Source organism: Geodermatophilus sp. SYSU D01105, assembly GCF_054050095.1.
The window spans coordinates 45,858-64,810 of sequence record NZ_JBJGYR010000023.1; the positions used below are offsets into that span (position 1 = coordinate 45,858).

Genomic DNA, 18,953 nt, shown 5'->3' on the forward strand with positions numbered 1-18,953 from the left:
CCCTCGGGGGTGGACGACGGTCACAGCGACAGGTACTGCTCCATCCAGCCGGGGTCGCGGCGCAGCTCCGCGGCGTTCCCCGAGTGCACGATCACGCCGGAGTCGATGACGTAGACCCGGTCGGCGAGCTCGAGGGCCATCTGGGCGTTCTGCTCCACGAGCAGGACGCCGTGCCCGCCGTCGGCGATCTGCCGGAGCGTGGTCCCCATGTCGGCGGCGATGTTCGGCGCCAGCCCCTGGGTCACCTCGTCGACCAGCAGCAGGTTGCGCCCGCAGATGAGCGCCCGGCCGACGGCGACCATCTGCTGCTGGCCGCCCGAGAGCCGGGAGGCGTCGCGGTCGAGGTGCGGCTCGAGCTGGGGGAAGACCTCCAGGGCGCGCTGCAGCGCCGCCTGCTGCTCGGCCTTGGGCACGCGCGAGCCCAGCGCGGCGAGGCGGAAGTTCTCCCGCACGGTGAGCCCGGGGAACATCCGGCGGTCCTCGGGGACGTAGCCGACCCCGGACTGGGCGACGGTCTCGGCCGGCAGCCCGACGACGTCCCGGCCCGCGCAGCGGATGTGCCCGCCGCGGACCGTGACCAGCCCCATGATCGACTTCACCGTGGTGGTCTTGCCGGCCCCGTTGCGGCCGAGCAGCGCGACCAGCTCGCCCTGCTGCACGGTCAGCGAGACGCCCTGCAGCACGTGGGCCAGCCCGTAGTAGGACTGGATGCCCTCGACCTCGAGCAGCGCCTGCCCGGCGGCGTCCGCCCGCTCCGCGCGGCCGGCGCCCTGGGCGGTGCTCACCGGCTGCCCGTCAGGTAGACGGCCTGGACCTCGGGATGGGTCCGGACCTCCTCCGGCGTCCCCTCGAAGAGCTTGCGCCCCTGGTGCAGGACGGTGATCCGGTCGGCGATCGAGAGGATCACGTCCATCTTGTGCTCGATCATCAGGATGGTCACGTCCCGGTTCAGCTCCTGCACCAGCTCGACGGTCGCGGCGGTCTCGGGTGGGCTCATCCCCGCCGTCGGCTCGTCGAGCAGGAGCAGGCGGGGCGAGGTGGCCAGGGCGATGGCGAGGTCGAGGCGGCGCTGGTCGCCGTGGGAGAGGTTGCTGGCGATGAGGTCCCGGTCGCGGGCCAGGCCGATCCGCTCCAGCACCTCCTCGGTGCGCCGGGTGACCGCCTTGATCCCGTCGGCGGGCCGCCAGAACACGTAGGAGTGGGAGGCCGCCTGCGCCGCGATGCGCACGTTCTCGAAGACGGTGAGCAGCGGGAACACCGTGGTGATCTGGTAGGACTTCGCCAGCCCCCTGCGGGCCACCTTCGAGTACGGCATGCCGGTGATGTCCTCGCCGGCGAACCGCACCCGCCCGGCGCTGGGCCGGGTGTGCCCGGTGAGCAGGTTGAACAGCGTCGTCTTGCCCGAGCCGTTCGGGCCGATGATCGCGTGCAGGCTGCCCTCGGGGACCTCGAGGGAGACGTCGTCCACCGCGTGGATGCCGCCGAAGGAGCGGTCCAGCCCCTCGGCCTGCAGCACCAGGTCACTCGTCGGCCGGCTCACCGGGCCGCCCTCCGTCCCCGCCGGAACAACCCGGGCAGCGTCTGCGTGACCAGCCCCCACAGCCCCTGCGGGAAGGCCAGGACGCACAGGACGAAGATCGCGCCGACGATCAGCTGCCAGGAGGCGAACGTGCGGCTCAGGCTGCTCTCCAGGAGCAGGTAGACGACCGCCCCGAGGAACGGCCCGAACAGCGACGCCCGGCCGCCGAGGATCACCATGATCAGCACCACGCCCGACAGCAGCCAGTACGGCTGCAGGCCGACGAAGTTGTTCAGCATCGCGAACAGGCCACCGGCCAGCCCGGCGACCGTGCCGGCGACGACGAAGGTGACCAGCTGGACCAGGCGGGTGTTGTAGCCGCACCCGCGGGCCCGCTCCTCGTTCTCCCGGATCGCCTGCAGCACGCGGCCCATCGGTGACTCGGTGTAGAGGATCAGCGCGGCGAAGACGACCAGCACGACCACCGCGGTGAACACGAAGAACGTGAGCGGGTCGCGCAGCGCGTTGAGCTCGATGCTGGCGCCCGGCAGCCACAGCGTCGAGACGGGGATCCCCGACAGCCCGTCGTCCCCCCGGGTGACGCTGTCCCACTGCAGCGCGATGAAGAAGCCGAGCTGGGCGAAGGCCAGCGTGAGCATCGAGAAGTACACCTCGGACCGGCGCAGGCACACCGCCCCGACGAGCAGGGAGAGCACCGCCATGCTCAGCGCCGAGACCAGCATGGCGACCCACGCACTGGTGCTCACGTGCAGGAGCACCAGCCCCGCCGCGTAGCCGCCCCAGGCGAAGGGCAGCGCGTGGCCGAAGGACACCAGGCCGCCGTAGCCGACCAGCAGGTTCAGCCCCGCGGCCCACAGGCCGTACACGAGCATGCCGATGGCCAGGCTCGGGTTCGGGACGGTGAACATGACGACCACCGCGAGGACCACGAGCAGCACCAGCTGCCCCCAGGTCCAGCGCGCCGGTCCCCTGCCGCTGGCGCGGGCGAGGGTGACCGCCGCCGCCCCCGTCTCCGGGGTTCCGTCCGAGGCGGACGTCCGCAGGTCGGTCATGTCGCCCCCAGCAGGCCGCGCGGTCGGAACGTCATCACCAGGATCATCAGCACGAAGGGCACGATCCCGGCGTAGATGCTCGCGTAGAGGGTGGTCACGGAGACCAGGACGCCGATCAGCAGCCCGGCGACGACGGCGCCCCAGAAGCTGCCCATGCCGCCGACCACGACGACCACGAACGCGAGGATGAGGATGTCGGCGCCCATCTCCGGGTAGACGCCGGTGATCGGCCCGGTGAGGACGCCGGCGATGCCGGCCACCGCCACACCGAGGGCGAACACCAGCGTGCGGTAGCGGTCGAACCGCACACCCAGCGCCCGGATCATCACGTGGTCGCGGATGCCCGCCCGCACGACCAGGCCGACGTTGGTGCGCTGCAGGAACAGCCACAGCCCGGCGACGACCAGGCCGACGACGACCACGACGAACAGCAGGTAGGCCGGGATGGGCCGGCCGAACCCCAGGGGGACCTGGAAGTCCAGCAGGCCCGGCGACGGGACGCGGCGGCCACCGGAGCCGGCGACCAGCCGCACGCCCTCGATGAGGATGTAGGTCAGGCCGAAGGTGAGCAGCAGGGCGTCGACCTGGTCGCGCCCGTACATCGGCTTGATGATCGTCCGCTCCAGCACCGCACCCAGCGCGGCCATCACGAGGGGCACCAGGAGCAGCGCCGGCCAGATGCTCCCGGTCGCCGCCGCCAGGTACGAGGTGACGTAGGCGCCCACCATGTACAGCGCGCCGTGGGCGAAGTTGATGAACTCCAGCAGCCCGAAGATCAGGTTCAGGCCGAGCGCGAGCAGCACGAGCAGCGCGCCGCTGACGAGTCCCAGCACGAGCTGGGAGAGCAACTGGTCCATGCGCCTCCTTCCTGGTGGGTGCCGTCGGGACGGGCCGGCCCCGTGGCTGTCGCGGCCGGCCGGTCAGCCCACGCGCTGGAACTCGGTCTTCACCTCGTCGCAGGTGGGGGCGTACTCCTCGGTCCCGGGCGCGGTCGCCACGACCTCGCGGTAGCCGAACTGGGCGTCCCCGCCGCGGCTCTCCGCCTCGTCGGCGGCCAGGCCCTCGAGGATGTAGATCGGGATCAGCGCCTGGTGGTCGCACGCCCGGATGGTCATGTCGCCCTGACCGAGGGAGACCTCGACGCCCTCCATCCCCTGGCGGAAGGCCTCGGGGGTGTCGTTGCCCTGCTCGACCTGCTGGGCGATGAGGTTCACCGCGTTGTAGGTGTAGACGCCGTAGCCACCCGGCACCGCGCCGTAGGCCTCCCGGTACGCGTCGACGTACTCCCGCACGCCCTGGTCGTCGACGTTCCAGTAGAAGGCCGCCATCGCCCAGGTGTTGTCGATCAGGTCGAACCCGAGCTCCTGGTCGAAGCTGAGGTCCTCGAGGGTGAAGAAGGTCTTGAACCGGTCGGTCAGGCCGAACTGGTCGGCCTGGCGCAGGAAGCTGACCTGGTCGCGGCCCACGCCGCCGAACACCAGCACCTGGGCGCCGGAGCCCTCGATCGTCGGGATGTAGGGGTTGAAGTCGGTGGTGCCCAGCGGGAAGTACGCCGTGCCGGCCACCGAGCAGCCCTGCTGCTCGGCGATCGCGTTCTTGTAGCCGGCCTCCTGCTCGTAGCCGAACGCGTAGTCCGGCAGCAGCAGGAAGACGCTCTGGCCCAGCTCGCTGCAGATGAACGGCGCCGCGGCGTTGGTCGTCTGCGACGGGACCGGCGCGAGGTGGTAGGTGATCGCCGGGTCGAAGTTCGGCGGCCGGTTGAGCTGCTCGGTCTGGCACGCGCCGAGGTAGGGGACGCCGGCCTGCGCGGCGATCTGGTTCATCGCCAGCGTCGTGGCCGCCGAGACGCAGCCGGTGAGGAAGTCGACCTGCTCCTCCTGGACCAGGGCCTGGGCCTCGCGCAGGGCCACGTCGGGCTTGAGCTGGTCGTCGCGGACGACGAGCTCGATCGGCCGGTCGCCGATCTGCCCGCCGAGCTGCTCCACCGCCAGCTCCGCGCCGTTGCGCTGCTCCTCGCCCAGCTGCACGTAGGCGCCGGTCAGCCCGGTGATGACGCCGATGCGGACCGGCTCGGTCGAGCCGCCCCCGCCTCCCCCGCCGCCACCGTCGCCCCCGGCCACCGTTCCGCCGCAGGCGGCGACCAGGAGCGCCACCCCCGCCACCAGTCCGGCCCTAGCCCGCATGGCACCCACCTCTCGCCGTCGACAGGGTGGGCGAACCCTACGAGTCGAGACGTGACGCACGTCTCATGGACGGGCACATGATCGCGGCGGTGCGACTTGTGGGGCCGCACAACCACAGCGGCGGCAGCGTGCGGTTGCATGCGCGTGGGTGCGGCCGGGGCGCGCCGTCCCGACCTCCCCCGTCGAAGGCGGTGCCGCATGCAGATCGGCCTGTTCCACTCCATCCAGTGGCCCGAGGGCAGCGACCAGCGCGAGCGGTACGAGCAGGCCCTCACCCAGGCCTGCCACGCCGACGCGGTGGGCTTCGACTCGGTGTGGCTGACCGAGCACCACTTCAGCCGGCACGGCATCGTGTCCGACAGCCTCACCGTGCTCGGCCACCTCGCCGCCCGCACCAGCTCGGTGCGGCTGGGGACGGCGGTGTCGGTGCTCCCGCTCCACCACCCGCTGCGCTTCGCCGAGTCGGCCGCGACGGTCGACCAGCTCAGCGGCGGCCGGCTCGACCTCGGCATCGGGCGCGGCTACCAGCCCGGGGAGTTCCGCGGCTACGGGGTGGACATCGCCGAGAAGCACGACCGCTTCGCCGAGGCCCTCGACGTCCTCCAGCGGGTGTGGGCCGCCGACGGGCCGCTCTCCTACTCCGGGCGGTACTGGTCCTTCGAGGACGCCTCCCCCCAGCCGCGGCCCGTGCAGCAGCCGCACCCGCCGCTGTGGATGGCCACCGACAGCCCCGACGGCCTGGCCCAGTGCGCGGCCAACGGGTGGGGCGTCCTGCTCCCGCAGGGCACGTCCCTGACGGTCACCGCCGGCCAGGTGAAGCGCTGGGCCGAGGCGCTGGCCGGGGTCGGCGCCGGGCTCGAGGACGGCCGGGTGTACCTGGCCCGGGCCACGCACGTGGCCCCCACCGACGAGCAGGCGTGGGCCGAGGCGGAGGGCCCGTACAAGGACTTCCTGGGCTACGCCGACAAGCTCCGGCGCGCGCAGGCGGGCAGCGACCCGGGCGGGCGCAGCCCCTTCGACCTGGACGCCGACCTGCGTGACAGCGCGCTGTTCGGCAGCCCCGACACGGTCCTCTCCCGGCTGCGCGAGATCCGGGAGCTCGGCGTCGAGCGGGTGATGCTGTTCCTGCACATGGGCGGCCTGCCGCACGAGCAGATCATGTCCTCGCTCGACCTGCTGGCGGCCGAGGTCCTCCCCGTGGTCCGGGGGTGGTGACCGTGCCCGCGCCCGTCGTCGACGCCCAGGTCCACGTGTGGCTGCCCGAGGCCCCCGACCGGCCGTGGCCGCCCGGGGGCGCGGAGCGGGCCACGGCCATGCACCGCGCCGAGCCGATCAGCGGCCCGGCCCTGCTGCGGGAGATGGGTGAGGCCGGGGTCGACCGCGCCGTCCTCGTCCCCCCGTTCTTCGAGGGGTACCGCAACGACTACGCGGTGGCCTGCGCGACCGAGGCGCCCGACGCCTTCCGCGTCATGGCCCGCGTCGACCTGCGCACCGGCGACCCCGGTCCGGTGCGCGAGCTGCTGCGCGACCCGGTCGTCGCCGGCGTCCGGCTGGTGTTCCTGCCCGCGGACGCCGGCCGCGTGGACGACCCCGGCGCGGAGTGGCTCTGGGAGTTCGCCGAGGCCGAGGACGTCCCGGTGATGCTGCTGGCCTCCGGTCAGCTGCGCGAGCTCGGCGACCTGGCGCGGCGCCGGCCGGGGCTGCGGCTGGCCGTGGACCACCTCGGCCTGACCGGCTCGGCCACCGACGCGGCCGCCGCGCCGGAGATCGCGGAGCTCGCCGGCCTGGCGGGGCTGCCCAACGTCTCGGTGAAGGTCACCGCCGTCCCCTGCTACAGCACCGAGTCCTACCCCTGGCCGGCGATGCACCCGCACCTGCGGCGGCTCTTCGACGCCTACGGGCCCGAGCGGCTGTTCTGGGGGTCGGACCTGTCGCGGCTGCGGGGCTCCTACGCCGACCTGGTCCGGCTGTTCCGCGAGGACCTGGACTTCCTGTCCGGCTCCGACGTCGAGGCGGTCATGGGGAGCAGCGTGCTGCGCTGGCTGGGCTGGCCGGCCTGACCGCCGTCCTGCTCGGGCTGCTGACCGCCCTGCTGTTCGGGACGGCGGCCTACCTGGGGCCGGTCCTCGGCCGCCGGTACGACCCGGGCGCGGTGCTGGCCGCGGGCCAGGTCTCCGCCGTCGTCGCGGCCGGCCTCGTCGTCGCCCTGCTGCGCGCGCCGGCGCCGTCGGCCGGCGCGCTGGTGTTCGGGCTGCTGGCCGGGGTGGCCAACGGGCTGGCGCTGCTGTCGATGTTCGAGTGCGCGCAGCACCTGCGGCTGTCGGTGATGGCACCGATCGGCGCCTCCGGGGGTGCGGTGCCCGTCGTGGTCGCCCTCGCCCTCGGGGAGCGACCGCAGGTGTGGCAGCTGGCCGGCATCCCCCTCGCCCTCCTGGGGGTCGTGCTGGTCGCGGCCGGTCAGTCCGGCGGCTCGGGTGCGGACCCGCCCGGCGGACGGCGCGCCCGGGGGTTGTGGCTGGCCGCGGCGTGGGCGCTGCTCTACGGCGTGTTCCTGAGCCTGTTCGCCGAGGCGGTGGCCCTCGGCGGCACGAGCGCGGCCGGCGGGATGTGGGCGGTGCTGACCAGCCGGGCGATGCTGCTGACCACCGTCGTCCTGGTGCCGCTGGCCCGCCGGTCGCCGCTGCGGCTGGCCCGCTCGGCGCTGCCGCTGGTCACGCTCAACGGGCTGCTGATCCTCGGCGGGGTCACCGCGTTCGCGGCGGCCACCTCGGCGGGCCTGGTGAGCGTCGTGTCGGTGCTGGCGACCCTGTCCCCGCTGGTGACGGTGGCGCTGGCCGTCGTCCTGCTGCGGGAGCGGCTGGGCGCCGGCCAGCAGGCCGGCCTGGCGACGGCGACCGCCGGCGTGGTGCTGCTCGCCGCCGGCTGAGCGAGCCGCGCCGGTCAGCCGGCCAGGATGGCGGCGGTGATCCGCTCCGGGGTCAGCGGCAGCTCGCGGACGCGGACGCCGACCGCGTCGGCGAGGGCGTTGGCCAGGGCGGCGGTCACCGGTCCCCCGGTCACCTCGCCGGCGCCGAGCGGCGGCTCGTCCGGCCGGTCCAGCAGCGTCACGTGCACCCGGGGCACGTCCGGGAAGCGCAGGACCGGGTACCCGTCCCAGTCCCGGCTGGTGACCGTCCGGTCGTCGACGGACACCTGCTCGAGCAGCGCCCAGCTGGTCGCCTGGATCGCGCCGCCCTCCAGCTGGTTGGCCAGCCCGTCGGGGTTGACCACCTGCCCGGCGTCCACGGCGACCCACAGGTCGGTCACCCGCAGCTCGCTGACCGCCTCGACCCGCGCGACCACCGCGCAGTAGCCGCAGACGCCCTTGTAGCGGGAGTAGCCCACCCCCCACCCGACCGACTCCGCCGGCTGCCGGCCGGCCCACCCCGACCGCTCGGCGACCGCCCGGAGGACGGCGCGGGCGCGCTCGTCGGCCAGCTGCCGCACCCGGTACTCCAGCGGGTCGGCCCCGGTCCGGGCCGCCAGCTCGTCCACGGCCGACTCGATCGCGAAGACGTTCACGGTGGCGCCCAGCCCCCGCAGCGCCGAGGTCCGCAGCGGCGTCTCCAGCACGCGGTGGGCGCGGACCTCGAGGTCGGCGACGCGGTACTCGGGGACGGCGTCGCGGGCGTTGCCCCCGCCGGTGGCCAGCGACGGGTCCGCGGCCGGGTCGGCCGTCGCCCCGGCGGCGAGTCGGGCGCCGAGCAGCCCCGGGCGGCCGTCGGTGCCCGGCCGGCTGAGGTGCCCGTTGCCCCAGGTGCCGGAGGTCCAGGTCACCAGGTCGCCACGCTCGTCCACGCCGGCCTCGACCGCCACCGCCATGGCCGGCCCGTAGGGCTCCCAGGCGAACTCGTCCTCGCGCGACCACACGACCTGGACCGGCCGGCCCGGCACGGCCCGGGCGAGCAGCGCCGCGTCGCAGGCGACGTCGTCGGCGCTGTTGTGCCCGTAGCAGCCCGAGCCCTCGACGTGCCGGACGACGACGCCGCCCGGGTCCACGCCCAGCGCGGCGGCCAGCGCCCGCCGCAGGGGGTGGATGCCCTGGCTGGCGCACCAGACCTCCAGCCGGTCGCCGTCCCAGCGGGCGACGGCGCAGCCCGGGCCGATCGAGGCGTGCGCGACGTACGGGCGGGTGTAGGTGGCCCGCACCCGGGCGACGACCCGGTCGCCGGCCGCGGGGTCGCGCCGCCGCGCCACCTCGGTGCACTCGGCCTCCTGCCCCACCAGCTCGCCCGGCAGCCACCCGGCCCGGCCGTCGCGGTCGGCCCAGCGGGCGCCGGTCCGCAGCAGCTCGGCCGCGCGCACCGCCTCCTCCTCCCGGGTCGCCACGACGCCGAGGAAGTCGCCCTCCCGGACGACCGCGACCACCGCGGGCAGCTCCCGCACCGGCCCGTCGTCGCACGCGACCAGCCGCGCCGAGGCCGTGGGCGGCCGCACGACGCGGCCGCGGAGCTGGCCGGGCAGGGCCAGGTCGTGCACGAACACGGCGGCCCCGGTCAGCTTCGGTGGCAGGTCGACCCGCGGCAGCGGGCGGCCGACGACGGTGTGCCGGGCCGGGTCCTTGACCGGCGCCGTGCCGGACACCGGGACGTCGAGGGCGGCCCGGTCCAGCAGGTCGGCGTAGGTCCCGCAGCGGCGCCCCGCGTCGTCGCGCACCTGCCCGTCGACCACCGTCAGCCGCTCGGCCGGGATGCCGGTGCGGGCCGACGCGGCGTCCAGCGCGCAGGCCCGGACCTCGGCGCAGACGGCCCGGACCGCGGTCCCCGAGTCCATGACCGACCGGCTCCCGGCGGTCAGCCCCTCGTCGGGGCCGCGGTCGGTGGCCGCGGGCGCCACGACGACCCGCGCCGGGTCGACGTCGAGCTCCTCGGCGGCGATCTGCACCAGCGCCGTGAGGACCCCCTGCCCCAGCTCCACCTTCCCGACCCGCAGCAGCACACCGCCGTCGGCCGGGAACTCCAGCCACGAGGACAGGAGGGGGTTCGCGCGCAGGCTCGGCCCGGGCGGATCGGGCACCGTGGCCACGGGGGACGGCGCCGCCGGGCCGCTCACGACGCGCCGCCCCGGCCCGGCAGGGGGCCGAACGCCGGCGGCGGGACCCGGCGGCACGAGGCCGCCTCGTAGGCCGAGGCGACCTGCAGGACGACGTCCTCCCGGCCGGGCTCGGCGCGGAAGACGAGCGAGAACGGCAACCCCGGCTCCGGCACGGTGCTCGCCCGGTCGGACTCCGTCGGCACGTACTCGGTGCGGTCGGCGCTGAGCGTGAACACCGGGTCGTGGACGGTCCGGACGTAGCCCGCCGGGACCAGGACCTCGGTCAGCCCGGCGTTGGGCCCGGAGAAGGACTCCGGCCGGAGGTTCTGCGGGGTGCCCGGCTCGATGGCCGAGCCGATCCTCCCCGGGGGCAGCGGGGTGTGCAGCCGGACGAGGACGTCGAGGTGGTTCTCGAGCAGGACCATCATGTCCACCCGCCGCAGCAGCTCGCGGAGCATGACCCGCTCGGGGATGCCCTGCCGCTGGTCGAGCGGGTTGCGCACGTCGGTCACCTCCTCCCAGTTGCGCCACCAGGCCCGCTGGTCGTCGCCCCAGAACTTCGAGCGGGCGTTGAGCGTGGCGAAGTCCACCAGGGACTCGGTGTGGCCCCGTGCGCTCCAGTCGGCCGCGCGGCGGGTCAGGTACTGGGGGATGTGGAAGCGGAAGGCCATCGCCAGCTCCTGGTCCTGGACCGTGGCGAGGTCCAGGTTCGCCGGCGCGGCGATGCGCTCGTCGGCCAGCTCGACCAGGTAGTCGACCGGCTGCATGCTGCCGGTCCCGCACACCCGGCCGGGCATGAACTCCGTCGGGACGACGGCGGCCGCGACGTCCGGGAACAGCGGCTGCCCGTCGGGACGCAGGCGGAACAGCAGGTCCGGCAGGAAGACCGGCACCAGCCGGGCCAGCGCCCGCCGGAAGTCGGTTCCCATCGGCTCCACGCCGGGGTCCGGCGGCCACAGCGGGTCGGCGGACTCGACGAGGGTGGCCCCGAGGTGCCGGCCGAGGACCTCCGCGATCTCCGCGGCCGCTCGCGGGGGGATCACCGAGGAGGCGGGGGCGTCCGGGCGGGTGAGCATGGACTCGCGGACGACGCCGATCCGCGTGCCGCGCAGCGCCCCGGCCTCCCCGGTGCGCCGGGCGTGCGGGGCGTAGGCGGGCAGCACGCTGGAGCGCGGCACGGTGGTGTGGGGGTCGCGGGGGTCGTAGTAGCCCTCGACGGGGTCGCGCAGCGCGTCGAGGACCCGGGCCGCGTCGTGCAGCGTCCGCGCGAGGACCCCGGTCCGGTCGACGTGGATGTCGGCGCCGATGGCCCCGCCGTCGAAGCCCAGCATCGCCTTGTGCGGGAGGACCAGCGCGACGGCGTTGTGGTTGGCCGGGCCCCGGCACGACGCCCGGGTCTCCTCACCCAGGCTGCACATGACGAGGTTGGCGCTGACCGAGACGCCCGACCCGGAGCTCGAGCCCAGCGACGCCGACCGCGTGGTGTCGTAGGGGTTGGCCGGGTTCCCGGCCCAGGTGCTGCGCTGGTAGCCGAGGGTGGAGGGCAGGACGGCGTCGGGCCGGTGGCGGCCGCCCGGGTCGCCGACCCGGCCGTTGTACTCCGTGCAGACCGCCTTGGCGTAGATGATCGCGCCCTTCGCGCGCAGCTGGGCGACCAGCGCGTGGTCGCGCGCCGGGAAGTCGATGTCGAACCGGGCGTCGGCGCCGCCGGTCGTGCGCATGTCCGCGGTGTCGAAGGGGTCCTTGAAGGAGAAGACGACCCCGTACACCGGCATCGCCTCGAGGTCGGGGTCGCGGCCGTACGCGGCGTCGAGCGCGGCGGCCTGCTCGAGCGCGTCGGGCTGCCGGCGGAACAGCTCGCACACCGCCGGCGCGTCCGGGGGCAGCGGCCCGTCGTCGGGGTGGCGGTCGAAGTCGCCCCGGCAGGTGACCGAGCGCTCGCCCCGGATGTTCAGGGTGGCCAGCGCGTTGAGCTGGCCGCCGTCGGGGATCCCGACGATCATCCCGAACTGCTGCTGCACCTCCGGGTCGGAGGCGGTGGCCTCCATCCGGCCGAACTCCAGCGGCGGCCCCGCGTACTCCTCCAGGTCCGGCAGGATCGTCGCGGCCGCGACGGTCTCCGTGGGGAACTGCAGCGGGGCCCCGGCCCGCACGGTGCCGGGAGCGGGGGGCACCGGGGCGCCGTCCGCGGTCACGAGCCGGCTGGCGACGCCGTTGTAGGCGCGGGCCCGGTCGATGTAGTGCTGCACGACCTCGACGCAGGTGGTCTCCCCGGCACGGAGAGCCCGGTGGAGGTCCTCGATCGTCGCCTCCTCCAACCGGAAGGGCCCGCCGGTGGTGTCGTCGGTCATGGCTCGCCCCGTCCGTGGTCGTCGGTGGAGGACGCGGAGCCGGCGGCGGGCCGGTCGTCGGCGAGCGCGGTGGCGGCCTGCTCCACCGCCCGGAGGACCCGACCGTGGCTGCCGCAGCGGCACAGGTTCCGCTCCAGCGCCCCTGCGACCGCCGGCCGGGGCGGAGCCGCCTCGGCCCGGAGGAGGGCGCACGCGGAGACGAGGATGCCGGAGCTGCAGTACCCGCACTGGGCCGCCTGCAGGTCCAGGAAGGACCGCTGCAGGGCCTGCATGACCGGGTCGCCGGCCAGCCCCTCGACGGTGACGACGTCGTGTCCCTGGGCGGCCTCCACCGGGAGGTCGCAGGAGGGCGTCGGGTGCCCGTCGAGCAGGACCATGCAGGCGCCGCACTGGGCCAGCCCGCAGCCGAACCGGGAGCCGCGGAGGCCGAGGTCGTTGCGGAGGAGGTAGAGCAGCGGCGCGTCCCCGCGGCAGGTCACCTCCGCCTCCCGGCCGTTCACGCGGAGGCGGAAGGTCGCCTCCGTGGGCGGCCTCCGGGCCGTGGTCCACGCGGGGCGGCTCACCCGAGGACCTCGTCGAGCCAGCCGGCGACCAGTTCGCCGACCGCGGCCTCGTGCCCGGTGTAGAAGTGGTCGCAGTCGGCCAGGATGCGCACGTCGACCGGCCCGCCCGCCACCTCGGCGAACCGTTCGGCCGGGTACATCCCCGGGTCCTCCTGGTCGCCCCGCACGTAGAGGACCGGGCAGGTGATCTTCGGCGCGTTGTCCAGGAGGACGGGGAGGTTCTCCGCCAGGTCCACGAAGGAGCCCGCCGTGACCACGTAGAACCAGCCCGGCAGCAGCAGCAGCTCGTCGGGCCGGCCGGCCGCCACCAGGTCGTACGCCTGCCGGGTCAGTTCCGGGAGCCGGTCACCGGCCAGCAGGCCGAGGGCCGAGCCGCGCCGGAGCATCTCCGTACCGCCCAGGTGCGCCGAGAGCAGGACCAGGGCCGGCGTCTCCGGGTGGTGGACCACGTGCTCGGCCGCGAGCATCCCGCCGTTGCTGTGGCCGATCACGACCGGGGCCGGGTACCCGCGGTCGGCCAGCCACCTGGCCGCGCGCTCGTTGTCCTCGATCGCCTGTGCCGTCGTCTGGTAGGCGTTGCCCTCCGCGACCCGCGTGCGGGCGCTCACGGTGTCGTGGCCGTGCCGGTTGTAGGCCAGCACCGCCAGCCCGGTGCCGGTCAGGTACGGCGGCAGGAACCCCGAGGCGCCGTAGTAGAAGTTCATGCCGTTGCCGTGCATGAGCATCGCGGCCGTCCGCGGGGAGCGGCCGGGAGGCTCGTAGAACAGGCCGTCCAGCGGCGTCCCCGGCGTCGGGATCGCCACCAGCTCGGCCAGCGCCGGCGCCGGCCGCGCCCCGGGGCTCACCGGCCCAGCGCGACGGTCCGGCGCTCCTGCGCGGAGCGGGTCAGTGCCTCGATGAGCTCGACGCTGCGCAACCCGTCCACGCCCGACGGGCTGGGGTCCTCCCCGCGGAGGACGGCGTCGGCGAAGGCCTGCACCGTGGCGAGGAAGGCACCGCTGGTGGAGACGGTGCGCTCGGTGGTGTCGGTGCGGCCGATCACCGTGACGGTGCCGGTCAGGTTCGGCCGGGTGACGTTGCGCCCGAGCACCGTGCCCTCCGTGCCGTGGACCGAGAGGTCCAGCTGCGGGTTGGGCAGCGACTGGTTGGCGTTGACGTAGGCCAGGGCGCCGTTGTCGAACCGCAGCACGGCGAGGGCCAGCGTGTCGACGGAGTAGCCCGGCTCCACGTCGACCACGGCCGTGGCCTCCACCACCTCCGCGTCGAGCAGGTAGCGCAGCAGGTCGTAGGCGTGCACGCCGAAGTTGTTCATCACCCCGGCGCCGGCCAGGGAGGGGTCGGTGCGCCAGCTCTTGGGCAGCATCCGCCCGGGCCCCAGCTGCAGCTGCGCCAGGCGGACCGGCCCGATCTCCCCGCCGGCCAGCAGTTCCCGGAGGTCGCGCATCCCCTCGTGGCGCCGGGTCTGGAAGGTGGTGCCGAGGCCGACGCCGGCCTCCCGGCAGGCGGTCACCGCCCGCTCGGCGTCGGCCACCGTCGTCGCCAGGGGCTTGTCGCACAGCACGTGCTTGCCGGCCGCCGCGGCCGCGACCACCTGTTCGGCGTGCAGGCCGTTGGGGGTGGCGATGTAGACGGCGTCGACGGCCGGGTCGGCCAGCAGGGCGGCGTAGTCGTCGTAGGCCGACGCGGCGCCGTGCCGGTCCGCGAACTCGCGGGCCCGGCCCGCGTCGCGGCTGACCACCCCGGCCAGCGTGCTGTTGTCCGCGGTGGCCACGGCCGGGGCGATCTCGGTGTCGGCGATCCGGCCGAGGCCGACGATCCCCCAGCCGATCCGGTCTGCGTCGCTCATGTGCGGGCCTCTCCGTCGTCGTCGACAGTGCGGTGGCGCGGGCCCCGGCGGGGGCCGCGGTCAGGTCGGGGCAGCGCCGTGCCGGGGCCGTCGAGCGCGGCGGCGAGGAACCGGTCGGCGGGCACGCCGCGGATGGCGGCGTCGAGCACCTGGACGGTGTGGGCGACCGGCAGGCGTTCCCCGGTGCGCGCCATGGTGGTGGCGACCTGCATCCAGCACCCGGGGTTCCCGGTCACCATGAGCGCGGCCCCGGTGCTGCGGACGGCGGCGGCCTTGCGCTCGCCCAGCTCCCGGGCGGGCTCGGGGTGCAGCAGGTTGTAGACCCCGGCGCTGCCGCAGCAGATCTCCGCCTCGGGCAGTTCCCGCAGCTCGACACCGGGGATCCCGCGGAGCAGCCGGCGCGGCTGGTCGCGGACCCCCTGGGCGTGGGCGAGGTGGCAGGCGTCCTGGTAGGCGACGGTGACCGGGAGCGGGTGCCGCGGCGCACGCGGGCCCAGCTCGTCGAGCAGCTCGGTCAGGTCGCGCACCCGCGCCGCGAGCGCCTCGGCCCGGGCGGCCCAGGCGGGGTCGTCGCGCAACTGGTGGGCGTACTCCTTGAGGTTGGACCCGCAGCCGGCCGCGTTCACCACGACGGTGTCCACGCCGGCGTCCTCGAAGGTCGCGATGAGCGAGCGGGCGAAACGCAGCGCCTGCTCCTCGCGGCCGCCGTGCGCCGACAGGGCGCCGCAGCAGCCCTGCCCGCGCGGGACGACGACCTCGCACCCCTCGGCGGCGAGCACCCGCACCGTCGCCGCGTTGACGTCGGGGAAGAACGTCCCCTGCACGCAGCCGGTCAGCAGGCCGACCGTGCGGCGCCGCGGCCCGACCGCGGGCGTCCGCTCCGGGAGCCGGTGCAGCCGGCCCAGCCGCGGCGCGAGGGACTCCATGGCCTGCAGCGGCGCGGGCAGCCGGGACAGCAGCCCGGTGCGGGCGGCCAGCGCGCCCAGGCGAGAGGCCTGGTAGAGCCGCAGCGGCCCGCGGACCACGCGCAGCCGGCGGGGGTGGGGGAACAGCGCGTAGATGGCGCCGCGGATCGCCCGGTCCCGGAGCGGTCGCTCGGCGCGCCGGTCCAGCTGCGCGCGGGTGGCCTCGATGAGCTTGTCGTACTGGACGCCGGAGGGGCAGGCGGTCACGCAGGCCATGCAGCCCAGGCACTGGTCGAGGTGGCGGATCGCCGAGTCCTCCAGGGGGTCGCCGGCCAGGCCCTGCTTCATGAGGTCGATCCGCCCGCGCGGGCTGTCCATCTCCTCGCCCCAGAGCACGTAGGTGGGGCAGGTCGGCAGGCAGAAGCCGCAGTGGACGCAGTCCCCTGCCAGGTCGGCGTCCGGCGGGTGGTGGTCGTCGAAGGCCGGCAGCAGGCCCCGGGGGACGGCCGGGATCCCGAGGGCGACCGGCGCCGGGGCCGTTCCCACCGTCGCCGCGGCCGCGCTGGCCGCGACCGGGCCGCCCTGCCCGATGTCGAGGGGCCGGCGGGCCCCCACCACCTCGGCGGAGGCCTGGTCGGCCGCGCGGACCCGGCCCGTGGCGGCTCCCGGCGGCAGGTCCGCCACCGAGGCCGTGGCGGCCGGCCCGCTGCCCCGCCCCCTCCTGCGCCAGCGCATCTACAGCCCTCCGACGAAGCGGCCCGGCGACATCCGTCGCTCGGGGTCGAACGAGTCCTTGACCCGGCGCATGAGGCCCAGGGCGTCGCCCACCGGGCCCCAGTGGTCCACCTCCGCGCGCAGGGCCGGGGGTGCCGAGATCACCACCGCCGTGCCGTCGTGCGGGCGCAGGCCCTGCCGCAGCCGCGCCAGCGCGTCGACGGCCCCCGCGGCGGGGAGGGCGGCGTAGGCGACCCCGGTGCAGGCCGACGCGGTGACCGCCGTCCCCTCGGGCAGCAGGTCCAGCACGGCAGTGAGCGCGGAGGGGGCGAAGGCCACCCGCAGGCGCAGGTCGGCCTCCCGGCCGGGGCGCCGGCCGAAGCCCTCACCCGGGGAGTGGTGCTCCTCTCCCCCGCCGAGCAGCTCGACCGCGGCGCGGGCCTGGACCTCCACGGACTCGGGGATCGCCTCGAACAGGACGACGAGCCGGCCCGCGCCCCCGGCGGCCGCCTCGAACTCCACCGCGGTCGGGGTCAGCGGCGAGGCGGCCAGCCGCCGGGCCAGGTCGCCGGCCTCCCGTGCGTCCCCGAGCGGCCGGACGACGACCCGCCGGGCCGGGGGCACCGGGTGCAGCCGCCAGGTCGTCGACACCACGACGCCCAGGGAGCCGTGCGCGCCGGTGTAGAGCTTGCCGAGGTCGTAGCCCGCGACGTTCTTGACCACCTTGCCGCCCGCGGTGGCGACGGTGCCGTCGGCGAGCACCACGGTGATGCCGATGAGCAGGTCGCGCACGGTGCCGTAGCGCAGCCGGCGGGGACCGGAGGCGTTCGCGCTGACCACCCCGCCGAGCGTCGCGCCCTGCTCGGGGGCGTCGAGGGCGAGGAACTGGCCGGCCTCGGCCAGCCGCGCCTGCAGCAGCGGCAGCCGCACCCCCGCCTGCGCGACGACCACCAGGTCGCCGGGTGCGTGCTCCACGACCCGGTCCAGGCCGGTGGTGTCGAGGAGCACGTCGCAGGAGGTGGGGGGCGCCGCCCACGACGTCTTGGTGCCCGCGCCGACGGGCACGACCGAACGGCCGCGCGCGGCGGCGTCCCGGAGGACCTCGACCACCTCGGCGACCGAGGACGGGCGGGCCACCTCCGCCGGGACGACGCCCGCGACCGCGTCGTCGGCGGTCCCCGGACGCCGGGCGCCGGTCACCACCGGGGGCATCAGAAGACCTCCCCCAGTCCCGCGGCCTGCACCGGGTGCTCCCCCGTGCGGACCCCCGGCCGCTCGCCGCACAGCCGGGGCGTCGGGAAGACCTTGCCCGGGTTGGCCAGGCCGTCGGGGTCGAAGGCGCAGCGCACCCGCTGCATCGTGTCGAGGTCCTCGGGGCTGAACTGCACGGACATCTTCATCCGCTTCTCGTGGCCGACGCCGTGCTCCCCGGTGATCGAGCCGCCCTCGGCCACGCAGAGGTCGAGGATGGCGCCGGCCAGCTCCTCGGCGTCGTGCGCCTGCCCCTCGACGCGGTCGTCGAAGAGCACGAGGGGGTGCAGGTTGCCGTCCCCGGCGTGGAAGACGTTGGCGACCCGCAGCCCGGCCTCGTCGGCCAGCCGGTCGATCCGCTCGAGCACCTGGGGCAGCCGGGTCCGCGGGATGACGCCGTCCTGGACGAAGTAGGCGGGGCTGATCCGCCCCACGGCGGCGAACGCGGACTTGCGGCCCCGCCACATCAGCGCACGCTCGGCGTCGTCCGCGGCGATGCGGGTCTCGAAGGAGTGGTGGGCCCGCACGATGGACTCGACCTGGCGGAACTGCGCCTCCACCTCCACCCGCGGCCCGTCGAGCTCGATGACCAGCACCGCCACCGCCCCGGGCGGGTACCCGCAGTGGACGGCGGCCTCGGCGGCCTCGATGGCGAGCGCGTCCATCATCTCCACCGCGGCCGGGACGATCCCGGCGGCGACGATGTCGCTGACCGCGCCGCCGGCGTCCTCGACGCTGGAGAAGGCCACGAGCATGGTCTGCACCGCCTCGGGCACCCGGATCAGGCGGAGGGTCACCTCGGTGGCCACGCCGAGGGTCCCCTCGCTGCCGACGAACACGCCCAGCAGGTCGTAGCCGGGGTGCTCGGGGGCGGTGCCGCCCAGGTGGACGACCTCCCCGTCGGGCAGCACCACCTCGGCACCGGTCACGTGGTTGACCGTGAAGCCGTACTTCAGGCAGTGCGCGCCACCGGAGTTCTCCGCGACGTTGCCGCCGATCGAGCACACCTGCTGCGAGGACGGGTCCGGCGCGTACGCCAGCGAGTGCGGCGCGGCTTCGCGGGTCACCCACAGGTTGATGACGCCGGGCTCGACGACCGCCCGCTGGTCGTCGGGGTCCACCGACCGGATGGCCCGCAGGCGGGACAGCACCAGCAGGACGCCGTCGGCGACCGGCAGCGCGCCGCCGGACAGGCCCGTCCCGGAGCCGCGCGCGACGAACGGGATCCCCGCCCGCGCGCACAGCCGCACGGTGTCGACCACGTGCTGCCGGGTCTCGGCGAGCACCACCACCGCCGGCGTCACGCGGAAGTTGGCCAGCCCGTCGCACTCGTAGGTCCGCAGCTGCGCCCGGTCGGTGAGCACCCGCTCGCGCCCGACGGCGGCGACCAGGTCGGCCACCAGGTCGCGGACCCGGTCGCCGGTGACCTCGGTGGGAGCGGTCATGGCGTCTCCTCCGTCCGGGTGCTCGGGGAA

At 75.4% G+C, this 18,953-nt stretch carries 16 protein-coding genes; 3 read left to right on the forward strand and 13 right to left on the reverse strand.

Annotated elements, in window-relative coordinates; genetic code table 11:
• Positions 1 to 20 precede the first annotated feature (20 nt).
• From ACI79I_RS19920 to ACI79I_RS19940, 5 genes are all read right to left on the reverse strand, one after another.
• On the reverse strand, positions 21 to 785 hold the full coding sequence (locus tag ACI79I_RS19920) for an ABC transporter ATP-binding protein (RefSeq protein ID WP_456994046.1): 765 nt from the start codon (positions 783 to 785) through the stop codon (positions 21 to 23).
• The gene (locus tag ACI79I_RS19925; protein ID WP_456994047.1) at positions 782 to 1,540 is read right to left on the reverse strand and encodes an ABC transporter ATP-binding protein; all 759 of its coding nucleotides are present in this window, start codon (positions 1,538 to 1,540) and stop codon (positions 782 to 784) included. Before ACI79I_RS19925 ends, ACI79I_RS19920 begins: the two co-directional genes overlap by 4 nt.
• Positions 1,537 to 2,592, reverse strand: coding sequence for a branched-chain amino acid ABC transporter permease (locus tag ACI79I_RS19930; RefSeq protein WP_456994048.1), 1,056 nt, complete (start codon positions 2,590 to 2,592; stop codon positions 1,537 to 1,539). Before ACI79I_RS19930 ends, ACI79I_RS19925 begins: the two co-directional genes overlap by 4 nt.
• Positions 2,589 to 3,449 (reverse strand): branched-chain amino acid ABC transporter permease, encoded by an 861-nt coding sequence (locus tag ACI79I_RS19935; RefSeq protein WP_456994049.1) that lies wholly within the window; start codon positions 3,447 to 3,449, stop codon positions 2,589 to 2,591. The genes ACI79I_RS19930 and ACI79I_RS19935 overlap by 4 nt, the downstream gene beginning before the upstream one ends.
• 63 nt (positions 3,450 to 3,512) lie before the next feature.
• On the reverse strand, positions 3,513 to 4,775 hold the full coding sequence (locus tag ACI79I_RS19940; RefSeq protein ID WP_456994050.1) for an ABC transporter substrate-binding protein: 1,263 nt from the start codon (positions 4,773 to 4,775) through the stop codon (positions 3,513 to 3,515).
• Between the two features lie 198 nt (positions 4,776 to 4,973).
• Here ACI79I_RS19940 and ACI79I_RS19945 point away from each other — a divergent pair, with 198 nt between their 5' ends.
• From ACI79I_RS19945 to ACI79I_RS19955, 3 genes are all read left to right on the forward strand, one after another.
• Complete coding sequence (locus ACI79I_RS19945; protein ID WP_456994051.1) at positions 4,974 to 5,990, forward strand: LLM class flavin-dependent oxidoreductase; 1,017 nt, start codon at positions 4,974 to 4,976, stop codon at positions 5,988 to 5,990.
• A 2-nt stretch (positions 5,991 to 5,992) separates the two neighbouring features.
• On the forward strand, positions 5,993 to 6,835 hold the full coding sequence (locus tag ACI79I_RS19950) for an amidohydrolase family protein (RefSeq protein WP_456994052.1): 843 nt from the start codon (positions 5,993 to 5,995) through the stop codon (positions 6,833 to 6,835).
• A 92-nt stretch (positions 6,836 to 6,927) separates the two neighbouring features.
• Complete coding sequence (locus tag ACI79I_RS19955) at positions 6,928 to 7,701, forward strand: hypothetical protein (protein ID WP_456994053.1); 774 nt, start codon at positions 6,928 to 6,930, stop codon at positions 7,699 to 7,701.
• Between the two features lie 14 nt (positions 7,702 to 7,715).
• On the opposite strand, the gene ACI79I_RS19960 is transcribed toward ACI79I_RS19955, so the two are convergent.
• The 8 genes from ACI79I_RS19960 to ACI79I_RS19995 are packed head-to-tail and all read right to left on the reverse strand — an operon-like array spanning position 7,716 to position 18,923.
• Positions 7,716 to 9,866 (reverse strand): molybdopterin cofactor-binding domain-containing protein, encoded by a 2,151-nt coding sequence (locus ACI79I_RS19960; protein WP_456994054.1) that lies wholly within the window; start codon positions 9,864 to 9,866, stop codon positions 7,716 to 7,718.
• Positions 9,863 to 12,199 (reverse strand): amidase family protein, encoded by a 2,337-nt coding sequence (locus ACI79I_RS19965; RefSeq protein WP_456994055.1) that lies wholly within the window; start codon positions 12,197 to 12,199, stop codon positions 9,863 to 9,865. Before ACI79I_RS19965 ends, ACI79I_RS19960 begins: the two co-directional genes overlap by 4 nt.
• The gene (locus ACI79I_RS19970; protein WP_456994056.1) at positions 12,196 to 12,762 is read right to left on the reverse strand and encodes a (2Fe-2S)-binding protein; all 567 of its coding nucleotides are present in this window, start codon (positions 12,760 to 12,762) and stop codon (positions 12,196 to 12,198) included. The genes ACI79I_RS19965 and ACI79I_RS19970 overlap by 4 nt, the downstream gene beginning before the upstream one ends.
• Complete coding sequence (locus tag ACI79I_RS19975) at positions 12,759 to 13,607, reverse strand: alpha/beta hydrolase family protein (RefSeq protein ID WP_456994057.1); 849 nt, start codon at positions 13,605 to 13,607, stop codon at positions 12,759 to 12,761. The genes ACI79I_RS19970 and ACI79I_RS19975 overlap by 4 nt, the downstream gene beginning before the upstream one ends.
• Positions 13,604 to 14,608: a Gfo/Idh/MocA family protein gene (locus ACI79I_RS19980; RefSeq protein ID WP_456994058.1), complete on the reverse strand. Its 1,005-nt coding sequence runs from the start codon at positions 14,606 to 14,608 to the stop codon at positions 13,604 to 13,606. The genes ACI79I_RS19975 and ACI79I_RS19980 overlap by 4 nt, the downstream gene beginning before the upstream one ends.
• Positions 14,605 to 16,248: a (Fe-S)-binding protein gene (locus ACI79I_RS19985; protein WP_456994059.1), complete on the reverse strand. Its 1,644-nt coding sequence runs from the start codon at positions 16,246 to 16,248 to the stop codon at positions 14,605 to 14,607. The genes ACI79I_RS19980 and ACI79I_RS19985 overlap by 4 nt, the downstream gene beginning before the upstream one ends.
• Complete coding sequence (locus tag ACI79I_RS19990) at positions 16,249 to 17,439, reverse strand: FAD-binding oxidoreductase (protein WP_456994060.1); 1,191 nt, start codon at positions 17,437 to 17,439, stop codon at positions 16,249 to 16,251.
• On the reverse strand, positions 17,439 to 18,923 hold the full coding sequence (locus tag ACI79I_RS19995) for an FAD-linked oxidase C-terminal domain-containing protein (RefSeq protein WP_456994061.1): 1,485 nt from the start codon (positions 18,921 to 18,923) through the stop codon (positions 17,439 to 17,441). Before ACI79I_RS19995 ends, ACI79I_RS19990 begins: the two co-directional genes overlap by 1 nt.
• Between the last annotated feature and the right edge of the window lie 30 nt (positions 18,924 to 18,953).